Source organism: Nocardioides sp. NBC_00368, assembly GCF_036090055.1.
GTDB lineage: Bacteria > Actinomycetota > Actinomycetes > Propionibacteriales > Nocardioidaceae > Nocardioides.
This window is the reverse complement of the sequence record NZ_CP107970.1, coordinates 1,786,967-1,801,905: the sequence shown is the minus strand read 5'-3', so window position 1 is coordinate 1,801,905 and position 14,939 is coordinate 1,786,967. Positions and strand designations below refer to the sequence as shown.

Sequence of the window (14,939 nt, the reverse complement as noted above, 5' to 3'; positions counted from 1 at the left end):
CTGAGGGGATGATTCCCCTCAGCTTGGACGAAATAGCCTCGTTGGTCGGCGGGAAGGTCATCGGCGACGGCTCGGTGACGGTCAGCGCCCCGGCCGTGATCGACGGTCGCGGGGCCGACCCGGGCGGCCTCTTCGTCGCGTTCGCGGGCGAGCACACCGACGGCCACGAGTACGCGCCACAGGCCGCCGAGGCCGGCGCCGTCGCTGCCCTCGGGTCGCGCCCGACGGCGTTGCCGACGGTCGTCGTCGACGACGCACGGGCCGCGCTGCAGCGGCTGGCCGCCCATGTCGTCGCCCTGTTGCGCGACCAGCTCACCGTGGTCGCGGTGACCGGATCCCAGGGCAAGACCAGCACCAAGGACATGATCGAGGCGGTGCTGTCGAGCGCCGCACCGGCCGTCGCGACCTCAGGCTCGTTCAACAACGAGCTCGGCGTACCGCTCACGATGCTGCGCGCCGACGCCACGACGAGGTTCCTGGTGCTCGAGATGGGTGCCCGGCACATCGGCGACATCGCCGAGCTGACCGGCCTGGTCGCGCCCGACATCGCCGTGGTGACCAACGTCGGCCGGGCCCACCTGGGCGAGTTCGGGTCGCGCGAGGCGATCGCCGTCGCCAAGAGCGAGCTGGTGCGCGGGATGGCGACCGGCGGTACGGCCGTGCTCCATGCCGACGACCCCCGGGTGCTCGCGATGCGTGACCTCACCACCGGTCCGGTGCTCACGTTCGGGGCCGGCGAGCGGGCGGACGTGCACGTGCGCGACCTCGCCCTGGACCGGCTCGGCCGGCCCTCGTTCAGACTCCGGAACGACGGCACCACGGTCGTCGTCACGCTCCCGTTCGTCGGCGCCCACTGGGCGCTCAACGCCGCGGCGGCCGCGGCGGCGGGGCTGGCCGCCGGCGTCCGGCTCGGCCAGGCCGCGACCGCGCTCGACACCGCGTCGATCTCGAAGTGGCGCATGGAGCTGCGTGCCCTGTCCAACGGTGCGACGCTGATCGACGACTCCTACAACGCCAACCCCGAGTCGACCCGCGCCGGCCTCGACGCCCTCGCCTCGATCGAGGCCAGGCGTCGCATCGCCGTCCTCGGCGAGATGCTCGAGCTCGGCGAGGCGAGCCGCGAGGCGCACCACGAGGTCGGGACGTACGCCGCCACCCGGGCCGACCTGGTCCTGACCATCGGCGAGGCCGCCGCCGTCATCGCGGACGGCGCGGGGACGAAGGCGGTGGCGCTGCCCGACAACGCCGCCGCGATCGACTGGCTGCGCAGCCACCTCGCACCCGGCGACGTCGTGCTCGTCAAGGCCTCACGTGGAGCCCGGCTCGACCAGGTCGCCGCGGCGCTCGTCTCGGGATGACTCGATGATCACCGCCAGCAGGGTTCCGGCCCGGAGAAGGGCGAGCGTGCGCTGCGCGATGGTCGCGAGTCGCGCGTCGAGCGCTGTGATCGTGTGGCTCACCTCGTCGAGCTCTCGGACAGCGGTGATCGCGGCCTGTACGTCTGGGATGCGGTAGCCACCTGCTCGAAGGGCGGCGGTGATGCGTGCTTCGCGGATGGCGGTGAGCGGGTAGCGGCGCGCGGTACCTGCCGGGGTGGTGACCCGCTCGGGGGCCACCAGACCAGCCTTCTCCCAGAAGCGGAGCGTCGATGCCCTGACGCCGAGGGCCTGGGACAGCTCCGTGATGGTCATCGAGTCGCTCTCGACGGGTTCCGCCTCCGTGCTCGCCTCGGAACGGATCGATTCCAGAGCGTGACGGGCCGCGAGCGCCTGCGCGCGCTCGTCGTTGAGCCTCGCGTGGAACCCGCAGATCAACGCTGCCCCCTGCCCGGCCGGCACGGTGCGGAGGTCCCGCATCGCGGTGCGGGCGTCGACCGGCCCTATCGCCTCCGCGAGACCGCGGTACGCACGAAGTGCGCTGACATGCGCGGCGGAGAACTGGCGATAGCCGTTGGCCGACCTGGTCGCCGCCGGGATCACGCCCTGCGCCTCCAGGTCGCGCACCTGCTGCACCGAGTATCCGGACGCTGCCGCCAAGGCGGCGGTGTTCATGTGTCGGGTTGATTCGGTCGCTCGGTTCACCAGAACCCTCCATAAGCACTTCAAGCTCACACTTGAACCATGAGTATGGATGACATCCTTCAGACCATCCGAGCTTTCGACGGCGTCCTCGAACTCGCACCCACCGAGGGCAGCGGATTCCCGGAGATCGCCTGGGGCGACCACTTCTTCTACTTCGCCCCCGACGGCCGGGTGCCTCAGCGCGAGCAGCCCTACGCCACCGTCGTGACGAAGAACTACCCTGGCGACACCCTGTGCGCCCTCGACCGTCCCGATCGCTGGCGGCTGAACATCCACGTCGGGACGGACGCCTTCATCGAGCTCACCGGCGAGCATCCCCGGGCCGAGGCGACGCCCCGCGACTACGCGGTCACCGACACCGTGCTTCCGCACCCGCTCTACCGCCCACAGGGATGGGTGTCGATCGTCAACCCTGCCGCCGCCACTCGGGAGCTGGCAGCCCAGCTCCTTCGCCGAGCACACGAGGATGCCAAGCGCCGCACCGAGCGCCGCAAGCTCGATGCGGGGGAATGACGCCCCGCTCGGCCGAAGGCATGGCTGCCCGGTGGCGGTCACACAGACCGCACGAGCTCCTTGCTGCGAGCCGGGCTCGGCGGCGGCGAGGAGCGCCGGCGGCGCCACCACGGCCACGACAGGATCGCGGCGGCGGTGGCGCCTCCGGCGTTGAGGATGACGTCGTCGACCGAGGAGACGCGGCCGAGGGGCAACAGGTGCTGCATCACCTCGATGGACACCGACGCCGCGCCGGCCAGGACCAGGACCCGCCACACCGAGCGGAGCGCCGGGAAGCGGATGGGGCCGAAAAAGCCCAGCGCGGCGAAGATCAGCAGGTTGCCGATCAGCCCGATCGGGCCCATCGTCGCCATGTCCTCGAAGGGAACCAGGCTCACGTTGCCCGACAGGATGCCGTTGTTGCCGGGCAACAGGGTCAGCAGCACACCCGGCACGGTGCCGTAGACGATGGCGACCTCCGCCAGCGAGTGGCGCCACGCCCGGGGCCACGCCACCCCGAGCGCCCGGCGTAGCACCGCGAGCACCGGCACGGCCAGCACGGCCACCGGAAGAGCCAGCATCGTCAGGACGACGACCCCCGTCTCGGTCAGCGAGCCTGATTCGTTCACGATCATCCGATTCCCCAATCCTTCGTCATGCTGCTCAGCGCCCTCGCCGTCTCATGTAGAGGTCGAACGCCCGGTAGAGGATCGGCCGCAGGGGCAGATCCCACTCGCCGACGTACCTCACCGCCCTGCCGCCGGTGCCGACCTTGAACTGGATGAGTCCTACGTGCGGGTCGTCGGCGGACAGGGTCGGGGTGATGCCCCGCAGGTCGTAGACGTCGCACCCGGCGGCGAGAGAGTCCCGGATCATCGCCCACTGACAGGCGTTGGAGCCGCGTACGTCCCGCTTCTCGGTCGAGGAGGCGCCGTAGACGTACCAGGCGTGGCCGCCGACGCGGACGTAGATCGTCGCGGCCACGAGGTCGCCGTCGTGGCGGGCGAGGTAGAGCGTGATCCGCCGTTCTCCGTCTTCAGGGGAGTCCTCCGCGGAGAGCGCGGTGAACATCCTCTCGAAGTAGGCCAGCGGCCGCGGCGTGAAGTGGTCGCGCTCGGCGGTGTGCACGTAGAGGTCGTGGAAGGCCTTCAGGTCCTCGCCGCCGGTGGACGTGGTGACCTCGACGCCGGCCTTGGCGGCCTTCTTGATGTTGCGCCGCCACAGCTGGTTCATGCCCCGGAGCACCTCGTCCTCGGAACGGGCGGTTCCGTCCAAGCGCCGCAGCGGGATCTCGTACGTGAACTGCGGCTGCCCCGCCCCGAACCCGTCCTCGGGGTTCTGCGGGATCCAGCCGGAGTCGCGGAGATACCGCGTCACCTCGGCGCCGGCCCGGTCGGGCCCGCCGGGGAGGTCGGTGAGCCGGGCGACCCCGGGGTCGGCGATGCCCTCCTTGACCTGGGTCGCGTCCCACGTGTGGGTGGGCACCGGCGGCGCCACCCGGATCGCGAACGCACCCTGGGACCGCAGGTAGGAGACGAGCGGCGGGAACCAGACGGTGAGCCCGCCGGACCAGTCGATGTCCGGGCCCCACGGCAGGTAGGCCAGGGTGTGGCCCAGCCGCGGTACGGGCCGGTGCAGCACCAGCCCGGTCCCGGCGAGCCGGTCGCCGGCGTACCAGCCCAGCGACTCGCTGCGCCACTCGGTCTTCACGTCGGCCCAGGCCGGGGTCTGCAGGAAGCTGACCGAGCGGCGCGACCTGATGTGATCGAGGTGCTCGGCGGGGCTGATCGGTCGGACAGTGAAGGTCACCGTGCCAGTGAACCCGAGGCGATGTCGTCAGGGCGTATGGCATTTCGGATACGTCGGCGATATGTCGTCCACCTAGGATCGGAGCATGCGGGTGCTGGTGGTCGAGGACGAGCCGTTGATGGCAGGGGCGATCCGGGACGGGCTGCGGTTGGAGGCGATCGCCGCTGACATCGCCGGCGACGGCGACACGGCCCTGGAGCTGTTGAGCATCAACGCCTACGACATCGCCGTGCTCGACCGCGACATCCCCGGGCCGTCGGGGGACGAGGTCGCCAAGCGGATCGTGGCCTCCGGCACCGGGATGCCGATTCTGATGCTCACCGCGGCCGACCGGCTCGACGACAAGGCCTCCGGGTTCGAGCTGGGTGCCGATGACTACCTGACCAAGCCGTTCGAGCTGCGCGAGCTGGTGCTCCGGCTGCGCGCCCTCGACCGGCGCCGTGCCCACAGCCGGCCACCGGTGCGGGAGATCGCCGGCCTGCGGGTCGACCCGTTCCGCCGGGAGGTCTACCGCGACGGCCGCTACGTGGCGCTGACCCGCAAGCAGTTCGCGGTGCTCGAGGTGCTCGCCGCCGCGGAGGGCGGCGTGGTCAGCGCCGAGGAGCTGCTGGAACGGGCCTGGGACGAGAACGCCGACCCGTTCACCAATGCCGTACGCATCACCGTCTCCGCCCTGCGCAAGCGGCTCGGCGATCCCGCGATCATCGCGACCGTGCCCGGTGTCGGATACCGGATCGATGTCGGTTCCTAGACGCCCGGGGATGAGCGTCCGGCTCAAGCTGACGCTCAGCTATGCCGGGGTCATCGTGGTCACCGGGGTCCTGCTCCTCGCCGTCGTCTGGGTGTTCCTGCTGCGGTACGTCCCCGACGGGGTGTGGCTGGAATGGCCGCAGCAGGCCGGGCGACCGGGCGCGCCCTTCGTCCCCAACCGCTCCGACCTCGAGCGTGCGTTCGCGCCGCGGGCGGCCACGATGATGGGCTTCCTGGTCGTGTTCGGGCTGGTGGGAGGATGGATCCTCGCCGGCCGGATGCTCGCGCCGCTGAGGAAGATCACCGAGGCCACGCGTACGGCCGCGACCGGATCGCTTTCGCACCGGGTCGATCTCGACGGCCCCGGTGACGAGTTCCGTGAGCTCGCCGACGCCTTCGACAACATGCTGGAGAAGGTCGAGTCGCAGGTGGCCGAGCAGCAGCGGTTCGCGGCCAACGCGTCCCACGAGCTGCGCACCCCGCTCGCGATCACGCAGACGCTCCTCGACGTCGCCGGCAAGGACCCGAACCGCGACGTCGACCAGCTCATCGACCGCCTCCGGCTGATCAACTCCCGAGCGATCGACCTGACCGAGGCGTTGCTGGTGCTCAGCCGTGCCGACCAGCGTTCCTTCGTCCGTGAGCGGGTCGACCTGTCCCTGGTCGCCGAGGAGGCGGTCGAGACGCTGCTGCCGCTGGCCGAGCAGCGCGGCGTACGGATCGAGGTCACCGGTGACCAGGCTCCGGTCAGCGGCTCCCCGGCACTGCTGCTCCAGGTGGCGACCAACCTGATCCACAACGCCGTCGTCCACAACCTGCCCGAGGACGGGTCCGTGTCGGTCGCCGTCACCGCCCGGGAGAGGAGCGTGGTCCTCACCGTCGCGAACACCGGCGAGGAGCTCTCCCGCGAGCTCGTCTCGACCCTCACCGAGCCGTTCCAGCGGGGCACGCAGCGCATCCACGTCGACCATGCCGGCGTCGGGCTGGGCCTGGCGATCGTCAAGAGCATCACCCGTGCCCACGACGGCAACCTCGCCGTCCTCGCCCGGCCCGGCGGCGGGCTGCGGGTCTCGGTCGAGCTGCCCAGGGCCTCCTGACGCGTCGGTCAGCGCGGCGCGGCTCCGGTGCGCAGCAGGTCGAGGGTGCGCGGCTCGATGAGCGTGGAGAGGGCGACCACGCTGGTCGACCGGACGACGGCGTGGGACTGGTCGATGCGGACGAGCACCTCCTGGAGCTTCGCGTGCGACCCGGTCGCGACCTTGCAGAAGACGTCGAAGGAGCCGGTGGTGACGTACGCCTCCAGCACCTCGGGGATCTCGGCGAGGTCGCGGCGTACGTCCTCGAGGGCTCCCTGGGAGATCTCCAGGGTCACGAACGCCTGGACGGCGTGGCCGGCCGCGGCGGGGTCGATCGTCGGCGCCCAGTCGCGGATCACGCCGGCCTCGGCCAGCTTGCGCAGCCGGCTCTGCACGGTCGCGCGGGCGACACCGGCGACGCGGGAGAGCTCGAGGTCGCCGACGCGGGGATGGGCGTGCAGCGTCTCCAGGAGAGTGACGTCGAGGTCATCGAGGTTCATGGCTCGATGGTAGCCAAATTGTCTAGCGAGAAGCGGTAATGGCTGGTCCGATCTGACAGATTGACCAGTGCTCAGTGATCAACTTGTTTGGTGTGACTCGGCACACTTGACTTGCCCGCATGACGCTTGCAGACACCCTGACCAACCAAGAGAAGCTCGCCGGACTCGGCCTGGCCGAGCTGGAGCAGCTCGTCGGCCTGGTGGCTTACGACGACACCTCTGACCCGTTCCCGGTCACCGGCTGGGACGCGGTCGTGTGGGCCGTCGGCAACGCCACCCAGACCGCCCACTTCTTCCAGAGCGCCTTCGGCATGGAGCTCGTCGCCTACTCCGGCCCGGAGACCGGCAACCGCGACCACCACTCCTACGTGCTGCGCAGCGGGGGAGTGCGGTTCGTGATCAAGGGCGGCGTCGCGCCCGAGAGCGAGATCATCGCCCATCACGCCCGTCACGGTGACGGCGTCATCGACATCGCCCTCGAGGTGCCCGACGTCGACCGCTGCATCGCCCACGCTCGCTCCGCCGGTGCCACGGTGCTCGAGGAGCCCCACGACGTGACCGACGAGCACGGCACCGTACGCATCGCCGCCATCGCCACCTACGGCGAGACCCGCCACACCCTGGTCGACCGCTCCGGCTACGACGGCCCCTACCTGCCGGGCTACGTGACCCGCACCTCGACGCTGAAGAAGCCCGAGGGTGCGCCCAAGCGCCTCTTCCAGGCGCTCGACCACGTCGTCGGCAACGTCGAGCTCGGCAAGATGGACGAGTGGGTCGACTTCTACGGCCGCGTCATGGGCTTCACCAACATGGCCGAGTTCATCGGCGACGACATCGCGACCGACTACTCCGCGCTGATGTCGAAGGTCGTGGCCAACGGCAACCACCGGGTGAAGTTCCCGCTCAACGAGCCCGCGATCGCCAAGAAGAAGTCGCAGATCGACGAATACCTGGAGTTCTACCAGGGCCCCGGCGCCCAGCACCTCGCACTGGCCACCGGCGACATCCTGGCCACCGTCGACGCGCTGCGTGACGCCGGCATCGAGTTCCTCAACACCCCCGACTCCTACTACGAGGACCCCGAGCTGCGCGCCCGGATCGGTGAGGTGCGCGTACCGATCGAGGAGCTGCAGAAGCGCGGCATCCTGGTCGACCGCGACGAGGACGGCTACCTGCTGCAGATCTTCACCAAGCCGATCGGCGACCGCCCCACGGTCTTCTTCGAGCTGATCGAGCGCCACGGCTCCCTCGGCTTCGGCAAGGGCAACTTCAAGGCCCTCTTCGAGGCCATCGAGCGCGAGCAGGAGCGCCGCGGCAACTTCTGACCGCCGAATCTGTAGTTGTGGGCGACGAAACTGTGGTTTCGTCGCCCACTTCTACGGTTTCGGCGGGGTCAGCCGGCTTGGCTGACCAGGCGGACCGGTGCGTTGCCGGCGCCGTAGCCGTCGTAGCGCTGGCGGCGCTCGACGAGCTCGAAGAAGACCTCGCCGACGGTCTCGGTGTAGCAGTGCAGGTACTCGCCGTCGGCGTCGCGGTCGTAGAGGAGATCGAGGTCGCGCAGAGTGGCGACGAGATCGTCGGCGAGACCGAAGCGGGCGACGAGGTCGTCGTAGTAGTTGCCCGGCACCTTCAGCGGCCGCAGTCCCCGCTCGCGGGCGGCCGCGACGACGCCGATGACGTCGTGGCAGGCGAGCGCGATGTGCTGTGCCTGGCCCTGCTGCTCGGTCGGAAGCAGGTTGAGCGGCAGACGTACGCCGCCGGCCGGTGAGCTCATCACCTGGCTGCGCACGAGGCCGGCCGGGCCGGCGACCTCCTGGGTCGGCTGCGGGGTCAGCGACAGCACGCTGGTGTAGAAGAGGACCGCCTCGTCGAAGCTGTGCCACGGCTGGACGAGGTTGACGTGGTCGATCCGTGCGTCGTGTCCGTCGGGACGCGACACCCCGCCGTCGCGATGTCCTGAGCTTGTCGAAGGGAACTCGCCGATCCAGTCCTGCGCGTGGGAGAGGAAGACCTCGGTGCCGTCGGGCGAGGTGAAGGCGCGCAGCGCCTGCTCGCCCGCGTACGTCCGGCGATGGACCGGCGGTGCCATCAGCCGGGTGGCGCGCTGGGCGGCCGGGTCGGAGTCGGCGACGTCGAAGCCGACGGCCGCGATGTGCGGCTCGGGGGAGGCGCTGGGTACGTCGTTGCACACGACGCGGGCCGAGCCCCAGGTCCACAGGCGCACCTGCTTGCTACGGTGGCGGCCGCCGAAGTCGAAGCCGAGCTGCTCGAGCAGCACCTCGACGCCGGAGGTGTCCGACGCCTTGATCTCCACGAAGTCGAAGGCCTCCGGCGCGGTCACCTCGGGCAGCCGGGGGAGCGGACCCGCCTCCTCGCCGAGCAGCTCGGCAGTGCGGTCGGCGAGCCAGCGCAGCGATCGCTGGGCCTGGCGAGCGGTGCGGACCGGATCGGTCTGCCGGAAGGTGTCGTTGAAGACCTCCAGCGAGAGCGGTCCGGCGTAGCCGGCACGGAGCACGTGGCCGAGGAAGGCCGGCAGGTCGAAGCTGCCCTCGCCGGGGAAGAGCCGGTGGTGGCGGCTCCAGGAGAGCACGTCCATGCTGAGCGCGGGCGCGTCGGCGAGCTGCAGGAAGAAGATCTTCTCGGCAGGGATGTCCTCGATCTGCTTGGGGTCGTGGCCGCGCGAGAGGATGTGGAAGCTGTCCAGGCAGATGCCGACGTTGGGATGGTCGGCGAGCTCGACGATCCGCCACGAGCGCCGGTAGTCGTCGACGAACCGGCCCCAGGCCAGCGCCTCGTACGCCAACCGGATGCCGTACGTCGCCGCGAGATCGCCCAGCCGACGCAGCTGCCCCGCGGAGATCTCGTCGTCGTCCACGGTCGCGGTGCCGACGTTGCTGCAGACCAGCATCAGATCGATCCCGAGCCGCCGCATCAGCCGGAACTTCGCCTCGGCCCGGTGCAGCACGTCGCCGAAGGCCGACTCGTCGACGCCCTCGGCGTCGCGGAAGGGCTGATAGAGGTCGAGGGTGAGTCCGAGCCGGTCGGCCAGCGCCCGGATCTCCTCCGGAGACTGCGGTGCGGCGATGAGGTCGGGCTCGAAGATCTCGATCGCGTCGAAGCCGGCCTCGGCCGCGGCGTACATCTTCTGGACGAGGCCGCCGCTGAGGCAGACGGTGGCGATCGCGGTGCGCATGGTTCTCCGTTCGTGGCTAATGTACGAAACGGTACATTCATTGCCACGGGTTGGGAAGCGGGTCGTGCTCTAGGCTCGGGGCATGGTTCAGTCGCGTGATGCCGAACGCACCCGGTCCGAGCTGCTCGAGGTCGCGACCGAGGTCTTCTCGGAGCAGGGCTATTCGGGTGCCCGGGTCGACGAGATCGCCGAGCGCACCCGCACCACGAAGCGGATGATCTACTACTACTTCGGCGGCAAGGAGGGGCTGTTCCTGGCGGTGCTCGAGGCTGCCTATCGCCGGATCCGCGAGCTCGAGCAGAGCCTGCATGCCGGTGATCTCGAGCCGGTGGACGCGATCCGTCGGATCGCCGAGCTCACCTTCGACCACCACGTCAACCATCCCGACTTCATCCGCCTCGTCTCCGTCGAGAACATCCACCGTGGCCGGCATCTGGAGAAGGTCGAGTCGCTGCGCGAGCTCGGCGCTCCGGCTGCGACCGTCCTCGACGAGGTGCTCGCGCGCGGTCGCGCCTCCGGCGAGCTGCGCGCCGACGTCGATGCCGTCGACGTGCACATGATGATCAGCGCCTACTGCGTCTTCCAGGTCGCCAACAGTGCCACGTTCGGCTTCCTGTTCGGGCGCGACATGCTCGCCCCTGACGTACGCGAGCGCCACCGCCGCATCCTCGGCGACATCGTCGTCGGCTGGCTCACCGCCCACTGATCGCCAACCCAGAAGAGCCCGTTCCCGCGCTGCAGGGACGGGCTCTTTGCTGTGTGGGGGTTGACGAGTCGAGGTGTGATGTGATGCCCTTCACTCTCGTAACGTACTAGTTCGTACATTAAGGATCGCCCAGATGAAGTCTTCGTTTCTCGTCGGCCTGATCGGCGCGGGAGTCGGCCCCTCGCTGAGTCCGGCGCTGCACATGCGCGAAGGGTTCGAGCACGGGTTGTCGTACGTCTACAAGACGCTCGACATCACCGAGCTGGGCGTCCCGGCCGAAGGCGTGGGCGACCTGATGAGGGAGGCCCGGCGCCTCGGCTTCGACGCGCTCAACATCACCCACCCATGCAAGGAGCTCGTGATCGAGCACCTCGACCGGCTCGACGAGACCGCGGCACGGCTCGGCGCGGTCAACACCGTGGTCTTCACCGACGAGGGCGCGGTCGGCTACAACACCGACACGACCGGGTTCGGCCACGCGCTGCGCACCGGGATGCCGGATGCGCCGCTCGGCACCGTGGTGCAGCTCGGTGCGGGCGGGGCGGGCTCGGCCGTCGCGCACGCGCTCGTCAGCCAGGGCGTCGACCGGCTGGTCATCGCCGACATGGACCTCGACCGTGCCCAGGCGCGGGTCGAGGAGATCCGGCGCCACCACCCGGACAGCGCCGTCGAGGCGAGCCACGTCGACAAGCTGGCCGCGCTCGTGCCCGACGCCGACGGACTGGTCAACTGCACCCCGATGGGCATGGCCGACCACCCCGGCACGCCCCTGGACACCAGCCTCCTCCGCCCTGACCTGTGGGTGGCGGACATCGTCTACCGGCCTCTGGACACCGCGCTGCTGCAGGCCGCGCGTGAGGTCGGCTGCCCGACGCTCCACGGAGGCAAGATGGCGGTCTACCAGGCCGTCGACGCCTTCCGGCTGATCACCGGCATCGACCCCGATGCCGAGCGGATGCTCGCCCACCTGCGCGAGCTGGCCGCGGCCGGCTGACCCCTGAACACCTCATCCACCCCCCCCACAGCCCCGCGGTCAGGACCGCGGGAGAGACCCCGAGGAGGACCCGATGGCGGGACCTGACATCGACAGCACCGAGAACCAGGAAGGCAAGACCCCGGTCCGGGCCGCGCTTGCCAGCTTCATGGGCAGTGCCGTCGAGTACTACGACTTCTTCGTCTTCGGCTCTGCCGCAGCGCTGATCTTTCCGCACGTCTTCTTCCCCAGCGCCGGTGACGCCGCACTGGTCATGTCGTTCGCGACCTTCGCCTTCGCGTACGTGGCCCGGCCCGTCGGTGCGGTCTTCGTCGGCCACTTCGGTGACCGGATCGGCCGCCGCAAGGTGCTGCTGTTCACCCTCCTGCTGATGGGTGGCGGCACGTTCCTGATCGGCTGCCTGCCGTCGTACGACCAGGCCGGCTGGATCGCGCCCGCACTGCTGGTGTTCTGCCGCCTGCTCCAGGGGCTCTCGGCCGCTGGCGAGCAGGCCGGCGCCAGCTCGCTCACCCTCGAGCACGCCCCCGACGACAAGCGCTCCTTCTACACCTCCTGGACGCTGACCGGGACCCAGGGCGGCCAGATCCTGGCCGCGCTCGTCTTCATCCCGGTGGTCGCACTGCCGGACGAGATCAAGTACGGCATCGGCTGGCGCATCCCGTTCTGGCTCTCCGCCATCGTGGTCGTGGTGGCGTTCTTCATCCGCAGCCGCCTCAACGAGACCCCGGAGTTCGAGGAGGCCAAGGCCAACAACGAGGTCGCCAAGCTGCCCCTCGCGGTGCTGCTGCGCGACCACTGGGCCGACGTGCTCCGGGTCATCTGCTGCGCCTTCATCGCAGCCGTCTCCACGGTCTTCGGCAACCTGGCCATCGCCTACGGCGTCGCGGTCGGCATGGTCGACTCGATCACGCTGTGGTTGGTCGTCGCGGCCAACCTGGTCGCGCTGTTCACCCAGCCGATGTTCGGGCGGCTCGCCGACCGGATCGGGCGCAAGCCCGTCTTCATCTACGGGGCCGTGGCCAGCGCGGTCATGATGCCGTTCTACCTGCTCTCGATGAGCCAGGGCAGCGAGCTGCTCGTCTTCGCGCTCGCCATCGTCACCTTCTCGTTCGGCTACGCGGCCGCCAACGCCACCTGGCCCTCCTTCTACGGGGAGATGTTCTCCACCCCGGTGCGCTTCTCCGGCGTCGCGATCGGCACCCAGATCGGCTTCATGCTGGCCGGTTTCACGCCGTCGATCGTCACCGCTCTCGGCGGCGTGAAGGAGGGCGGCTGGGTCGTCACCGCCGGCTACACCGCGGTCGTCTGCCTCGTCGCGTCGATCGCGGCGCTCACCGCCCGTGAGACCAAGGACGTACGCACCGCCGACCTCGGGCTGCGGACGTCGCCGACCCCGCAGGGCGCTGTCGCCTGACTCCGACGCCGCTGGTCGAGCCGCTCGCGGCTCGACCAGCGGCGTCACCGCTCGCGGCGGTGGCGGTTGCGGCGGCGTACGACGTCCTTGAGATCCGCGACCGGGCCGAGGTGGCCCAGCTTCTCGGGGTTGGTGACGGAGCGGATCCGCTGGATCTGGCCGTCGAGGATGTCGAGGGTCCAGGTGCCGAGGATGGCGCCGTCGGCGTCGCGCAGGATGGCGCCGGGCTCGCCGTTGAGCTCGCGCTGCTCCAAGCGGGCACCGATGGCGAGGAGCGGGGGCACGGCGGCGACCAGGATGCGCGCCGCCTTCTCCGCGCCGAACCGCCCGCCGACGCCACCGGCGATCCCACCGCCGTCGTTGACGGTCTCGACATCGGCGGCCAGCAGCGCCTGGAGCTGGTCGAGGTCGCCGTCCCGCAGCGCGTCGAAGAACCGAGAGGCCAGCTCGACCCGCTTGCGCCGGTCGGCCTCGAAGCGCGGCTTGCCGTCGTCCATGTGCCGGCGGGCACGCGAGGCGAGCTGGCGGCAGGCCGCCTCGGAGCGGTCGACCGCGGCCGCGATGTCGGCGAAGCCGAAGTGGAAGACCTCGCGCAGCACGAAGACCGCTCGCTCGAGCGGGCTGAGCCGCTCGAGCAGCAGGAGTGCGGCCATCGACACCGAGTCGGCCAGCTCGGTCGCGCGCTCGGGGCTGGCGTAGAGGTCCTCGCGCTCGCCGGCGCGGGAGTCGGTCGGCAGCGGCTCGGGGAACCACGGCCCGACGTACGTCTCCCTCCGCACGCGCGCGGAGCGGAGCACGTCGAGGGAGATGCGGGTGACGACGGTCGAGAGGTAGGCCTTGAGTGAGTCGGGCTGGGTCGAGGTCGACTCCAGGCGCAGCCAGGTCTCCTGCACCGCGTCCTCGGCCTCGCTCACGCTGCCGAGGATGCGGTAGGCGATCGAGAACAGCAGCGGGCGCAGCTCCTCGAACTCGATCTCGGTCTCAGGTGTCACGGTCGTCCTCCCTCGGGTCACATCTTCCACCCTGGGACGAGGCAGCGCCCGGGACTGTGACATCGGCCGGCATGGGTTCCAGACTGCTCTCGTGGGTCATCTGATCGCGGCCGGGCCGCGCCACTCGCTCGGGATCTCCATGGACGGCACTGTCGTCGCCGCCGGTGCGGGAGCGTCGGGGGAGTGCCGAACAACGACGTGGGCCGATGTCATCGGCGTGGCGGCAGGGAACGTGCACACGGCCTCCAACACCGGACGCTCCCACAGCGTCGGGCTCCGGTCCGACGGCACCGTGGTGGCGACGGGCTGGAACAACGAGGGCCAGTGCGAGGTGAGCTCTTGGAGTGAGGTGACCGCGGTCGCGGCAGGTTGGCGTCGCACGCTGGGTCTGCGTGCCGACGGGACGGTGCTCGCCGCGGGAAGGCTCGCCGAAGGCGCCGGCGAGGTGGGCTCGTGGCGCGAGATCGTCGCGCTGGCGTGCGGCGACTGGCACTCGGTGGGCCTCCGCGCGGACGGGAGCGCGATCGCCGTGGGGAACGGCCGCCGCGGGCAGTGCTCCGTCGGCGGATGGACCGACCTCACCGCCATCACCGCCGGCTACCTTCACACGGTCGGTCTGACCGGCGCGGGCCGCGTCCTCGCGGTGGGAGACCGCACCGGCGGCGCCTGTGACGTCGAGGCCTGGAGAGACGCCGTGGCAGTGGCCGCCGGGAGCTACCACACCGTCGCCGTCACCGCCGACGGCCGAGCCCTGGCCGTCGGGGGCAACGACGCCGGCCAGTGCGATGTCGCCGGCTGGCGCGAGATCGTCGCGGTGGCCGCCGGTTCCAGGCACACGCTCGGACTTCGGGCAGACGGGTCGGTCGTCGCCACCGGGAGCAACGAGCACGGTCAGTGCGACGTCGCCGGATGGCCGCCGATCCGGCGGTGAG

15 protein-coding genes are annotated in these 14,939 nt (G+C 70.4%); 9 read left to right on the top strand and 6 right to left on the bottom strand.

The window, feature by feature from the left end; translation table 11 throughout:
* The first annotated feature begins 23 nt into the window (after positions 1-23).
* Positions 24-1,358, top strand: coding sequence for a UDP-N-acetylmuramoyl-tripeptide--D-alanyl-D-alanine ligase (locus OG984_RS08620; protein WP_328531176.1), 1,335 nt, complete (start codon positions 24-26; stop codon positions 1,356-1,358).
* Here OG984_RS08620 and OG984_RS08615 read toward each other — a convergent pair.
* A complete protein-coding gene (locus OG984_RS08615; protein ID WP_328531175.1) occupies positions 1,308-2,051 on the bottom strand; it encodes a MerR family transcriptional regulator in 744 nt (247 codons plus the stop codon). The genes OG984_RS08620 and OG984_RS08615 overlap by 51 nt on opposite strands.
* Before the next feature lie 69 nt (positions 2,052-2,120).
* Here OG984_RS08615 and OG984_RS08610 point away from each other — a divergent pair, with 69 nt between their 5' ends.
* The gene (locus OG984_RS08610; protein ID WP_328531174.1) at positions 2,121-2,594 is read left to right on the top strand and encodes a DUF6194 family protein; all 474 of its coding nucleotides are present in this window, start codon (positions 2,121-2,123) and stop codon (positions 2,592-2,594) included.
* Positions 2,595-2,632: 38 nt separating this feature from the next.
* On the opposite strand, the gene OG984_RS08605 is transcribed toward OG984_RS08610, so the two are convergent.
* Positions 2,633-3,208: a VanZ family protein gene (locus OG984_RS08605; protein ID WP_328531173.1), complete on the bottom strand. Its 576-nt coding sequence runs from the start codon at positions 3,206-3,208 to the stop codon at positions 2,633-2,635.
* 28 nt (positions 3,209-3,236) lie between these two features.
* Entirely contained in the window at positions 3,237-4,382 is a 1,146-nt protein-coding gene (locus OG984_RS08600) for a lipid II:glycine glycyltransferase FemX (protein ID WP_328531172.1), read from the bottom strand.
* An 85-nt stretch (positions 4,383-4,467) separates the two neighbouring features.
* On the opposite strand from OG984_RS08600, the gene OG984_RS08595 reads away from it, so the two are divergent.
* The gene (locus OG984_RS08595; protein WP_328531171.1) at positions 4,468-5,133 is read left to right on the top strand and encodes a response regulator transcription factor; all 666 of its coding nucleotides are present in this window, start codon (positions 4,468-4,470) and stop codon (positions 5,131-5,133) included.
* A 10-nt stretch (positions 5,134-5,143) separates the two neighbouring features.
* Positions 5,144-6,229 (top strand): sensor histidine kinase, encoded by a 1,086-nt coding sequence (locus OG984_RS08590; protein ID WP_328531170.1) that lies wholly within the window; start codon positions 5,144-5,146, stop codon positions 6,227-6,229.
* A gap of 8 nt (positions 6,230-6,237) precedes the next feature.
* Here the strand turns inward: OG984_RS08590 and OG984_RS08585 are convergent, their stop codons facing one another.
* A complete protein-coding gene (locus OG984_RS08585; RefSeq protein ID WP_328531169.1) occupies positions 6,238-6,708 on the bottom strand; it encodes an Lrp/AsnC family transcriptional regulator in 471 nt (156 codons plus the stop codon).
* Between the two features lie 119 nt (positions 6,709-6,827).
* Between OG984_RS08585 and hppD the strand changes: the two genes are divergently transcribed.
* Positions 6,828-8,033 carry a 4-hydroxyphenylpyruvate dioxygenase gene (gene hppD, locus OG984_RS08580; RefSeq protein WP_328531168.1) on the top strand — a complete coding sequence of 402 codons (1,206 nt, stop codon included), beginning with the start codon at positions 6,828-6,830 and terminating at the stop codon, positions 8,031-8,033.
* Positions 8,034-8,101: 68 nt separating this feature from the next.
* Here hppD and OG984_RS08575 read toward each other — a convergent pair whose 3' ends face one another.
* Entirely contained in the window at positions 8,102-9,901 is a 1,800-nt protein-coding gene (locus OG984_RS08575) for a bifunctional sugar phosphate isomerase/epimerase/4-hydroxyphenylpyruvate dioxygenase family protein (protein WP_328531167.1), read from the bottom strand.
* Positions 9,902-9,983: 82 nt separating this feature from the next.
* Here OG984_RS08575 and OG984_RS08570 point away from each other — a divergent pair, with 82 nt between their 5' ends.
* The 3 genes from OG984_RS08570 to OG984_RS08560 all read left to right on the top strand — a co-directional run bounded on the left by OG984_RS08570 (position 9,984) and on the right by OG984_RS08560 (position 13,015).
* Positions 9,984-10,607: a TetR/AcrR family transcriptional regulator gene (locus OG984_RS08570; RefSeq protein WP_328531166.1), complete on the top strand. Its 624-nt coding sequence runs from the start codon at positions 9,984-9,986 to the stop codon at positions 10,605-10,607.
* A 133-nt stretch (positions 10,608-10,740) separates the two neighbouring features.
* Complete coding sequence (locus tag OG984_RS08565) at positions 10,741-11,601, top strand: shikimate dehydrogenase (RefSeq protein WP_328531165.1); 861 nt, start codon at positions 10,741-10,743, stop codon at positions 11,599-11,601.
* Between the two features lie 73 nt (positions 11,602-11,674).
* Complete coding sequence (locus tag OG984_RS08560; RefSeq protein ID WP_328531164.1) at positions 11,675-13,015, top strand: MFS transporter; 1,341 nt, start codon at positions 11,675-11,677, stop codon at positions 13,013-13,015.
* A 44-nt stretch (positions 13,016-13,059) separates the two neighbouring features.
* Here OG984_RS08560 and OG984_RS08555 read toward each other — a convergent pair whose 3' ends face one another.
* The gene (locus OG984_RS08555; protein WP_328531163.1) at positions 13,060-14,007 is read right to left on the bottom strand and encodes an RNA polymerase sigma-70 factor; all 948 of its coding nucleotides are present in this window, start codon (positions 14,005-14,007) and stop codon (positions 13,060-13,062) included.
* Positions 14,008-14,098: 91 nt separating this feature from the next.
* Here OG984_RS08555 and OG984_RS08550 point away from each other — a divergent pair, with 91 nt between their 5' ends.
* Positions 14,099-14,938: an RCC1 domain-containing protein gene (locus tag OG984_RS08550; RefSeq protein WP_328531162.1), complete on the top strand. Its 840-nt coding sequence runs from the start codon at positions 14,099-14,101 to the stop codon at positions 14,936-14,938.
* Position 14,939: the final 1 nt, after the last annotated feature.

Coding starts and splice junctions, on each gene's coding strand:
- OG984_RS08595 (WP_328531171.1), top strand. CDS start 4,468: ATGCGGGTGCTGGTGGTCGAGGACGAGCCGTTGATGGCAGGGGCGATC.
- OG984_RS08615 (WP_328531175.1), bottom strand. CDS start 2,051: ATGAACACCGCCGCCTTGGCGGCAGCGTCCGGATACTCGGTGCAGCAG.
- OG984_RS08575 (WP_328531167.1), bottom strand. CDS start 9,901: ATGCGCACCGCGATCGCCACCGTCTGCCTCAGCGGCGGCCTCGTCCAG.
- OG984_RS08560 (WP_328531164.1), top strand. CDS start 11,675: ATGGCGGGACCTGACATCGACAGCACCGAGAACCAGGAAGGCAAGACC.
- OG984_RS08610 (WP_328531174.1), top strand. CDS start 2,121: ATGAGTATGGATGACATCCTTCAGACCATCCGAGCTTTCGACGGCGTC.
- hppD (WP_328531168.1), top strand. CDS start 6,828: ATGACGCTTGCAGACACCCTGACCAACCAAGAGAAGCTCGCCGGACTC.
- OG984_RS08565 (WP_328531165.1), top strand. CDS start 10,741: ATGAAGTCTTCGTTTCTCGTCGGCCTGATCGGCGCGGGAGTCGGCCCC.
- OG984_RS08585 (WP_328531169.1), bottom strand. CDS start 6,708: ATGAACCTCGATGACCTCGACGTCACTCTCCTGGAGACGCTGCACGCC.
- OG984_RS08570 (WP_328531166.1), top strand. CDS start 9,984: ATGGTTCAGTCGCGTGATGCCGAACGCACCCGGTCCGAGCTGCTCGAG.
- OG984_RS08605 (WP_328531173.1), bottom strand. CDS start 3,208: ATGATCGTGAACGAATCAGGCTCGCTGACCGAGACGGGGGTCGTCGTC.
- OG984_RS08590 (WP_328531170.1), top strand. CDS start 5,144: ATGAGCGTCCGGCTCAAGCTGACGCTCAGCTATGCCGGGGTCATCGTG.